This is a genomic window from Streptomyces sp. NPDC004561 (assembly GCF_053602155.1).
Genome location: NZ_JBSGDB010000839.1, coordinates 1 through 1,963 on the forward strand (window position 1 = coordinate 1; position 1,963 = coordinate 1,963).

Annotated in this window: 3 protein-coding genes; all 3 read left to right on the forward strand. The window is 73.2% G+C overall.

Features of this window, described 5'->3' with window-relative positions; all coding sequences use genetic code 11:
• The coding region (locus tag ACWEN3_RS45910) for an ArsA family ATPase (RefSeq protein ID WP_452984314.1) at positions 1 to 353 on the forward strand (353 nt) is incomplete at its 5' end.
• A gap of 57 nt (positions 354 to 410) precedes the next feature.
• Entirely contained in the window at positions 411 to 893 is a 483-nt protein-coding gene (locus tag ACWEN3_RS45915) for a DUF5304 domain-containing protein (protein WP_452984316.1), read from the forward strand.
• A 66-nt stretch (positions 894 to 959) separates the two neighbouring features.
• Positions 960 to 1,913, forward strand: a complete 954-nt coding sequence (locus tag ACWEN3_RS45920; protein ID WP_452984317.1) for an ROK family glucokinase — start codon at positions 960 to 962, stop codon at positions 1,911 to 1,913.
• Positions 1,914 to 1,963: the final 50 nt, after the last annotated feature.

Genomic DNA, 1,963 nt, shown 5'->3' on the forward strand with positions numbered 1-1,963 from the left:
AGCGGGGCGTTCACCGGCCACCACACGACCACCGGCGCGTCCGGCAGCAGCAGCGCCTCGCCGTGCCCGCCGCAGGCCAGGCGCCCGATCCGGTCGAGTGGCCCGTCGCCGACCGGATCGCCGAGGACGGGGTGCTGGTCTGGCACATCCCGCTGCCGGGCGCCCTGCGCGACGAACTGGATCTGATCCGGCGCGGCGACGAATTGGTGATCACCGTCGGCCCCTTCCGCCGGATCGTCCCGCTTCCCTCCGCCCTGCGCCGCTGCACCGTCGCCGGAGCCGGGCTCCGGGAGGGCGAACTGCGCATCCGCTTCGCTCCGGATCCCGACCTGTGGCCCGCCGCCGGACGATGAACCGGGCAGGCCCGTTCGGGTAACGTCGTAAGGGCGAACCGCAGTCAGGAGTCCGCCATGAGCGAAGAGCGCCCCGCCGAACCGACCGAGGAGCCGCGGGTGAGCGACGCCGACGCCTGGGCCAAGGCCTGCGCCGAGGACCTGGAGGCCGAGAAGGCCCGCCGCCGCTCCTCGTACGGCCCGCCGCCCGGCTCGGCCGCCGACGAACTGAAGAAGCTTGTGGACACGGTGGCCGACAAGCTGTCCGGCCTCCAGTCGCCGCTGCTCGGAGCCCTCGCCGGCCCCGCGGCCCAGCAGGTGGTGCGGCAGGTCGTCCAGCAGGCGAAGGCCGCCGTCGAGCCCGTCCTGGAGCGCAACCCGGACGTCTTCGACCATCTCGCGGCGGCGGGCAACGAGCTGCTGGCCGCCTACCGTTCCGCCGTCCAGGCCCAGGAGGGCCGCTGGACCACCCGCACCTCCGGCCTGGCGGACGAATGGCGCGACGACCGGCGCGACCGGGGCGAGGGCACCGGATCGGGGGAGCGCATCGACCTGGACTGAAGGTCTTCCGTGACGGGGCCTCGGGTACGGTTGCGGTAGCGGGGCTCGACCGGAACTGAGGGATTCATGGGACTCACCATCGGCGTCGACATCGGCGGCACCAAGATCGCGGCCGGCGTGGTCGACGAGGAAGGCAACATCCTCTCGACCTTCAAGGTGCCGACCCCCACCACGCCCGAGGCCATCGTGGACGCCATCGCCTCGGCGGTGGAGGGCGCGCGTGCCGGGCACGAGATCGTCGGTGTGGGCATCGGTGCGGCCGGTTACGTGAACCGGCAGCGCTCCACCGTCTACTTCGCGCCCAACATCGACTGGCGCAACGAGCCGCTCAAGGAGAAGGTCGAGGCCCGTACCGGCCTCCCCGTCGTGGTCGAGAACGACGCCAACGCCGCCGCCTGGGGCGAGTACCGGTTCGGCGCCGGCAAGGGCCACCGCAACGTCATCTGCATCACGCTCGGCACCGGTCTCGGCGGCGGCATCATCATCGGCAACAAGCTGCGCCGCGGCCACTTCGGCGTGGCCGCCGAGTTCGGCCACATCCGGATGGTCCCGGACGGCCTGCTGTGCGGCTGCGGCTCGCAGGGCTGCTGGGAGCAGTACGCCTCCGGCCGCGCCCTGGTCCGCTACGCCAAGCAGCGCGCCAACGCCACCCCCGAGCGCGCCGAGGTGCTGCTGGCGCTGGGCGACGGCACCCCCGACGGCATCGAGGGCAAGCACATCTCCATCGCCGCCCGCCAGGGCTGCCCGGTGGCCGTGGACTCCTACCGTGAGCTGGCCCGCTGGGTCGGCGCCGGCCTCGCCGACCTGGCCTCCCTGTTCGACCCGTCCGCGTTCATCGTGGGCGGCGGCCTCTCCGACGAGGGCGAGCTGGTCCTCGACCCGATCCGCAAGTCCTACAAGCGCTGGCTGGTCGGCGGCAACTGGCGTCCGGTCGCCGACGTGATCGCGGCCCAGCTCGGCAACAAGGCGGGCATGGTGGGCGCGGCCGACCTGGCCCGCGAGCCCGACCCGATCATGTAGCGGACCGCCGCCGCACCAGGGGCGCGAGGTTCATGCGCGACCGCCGGTTC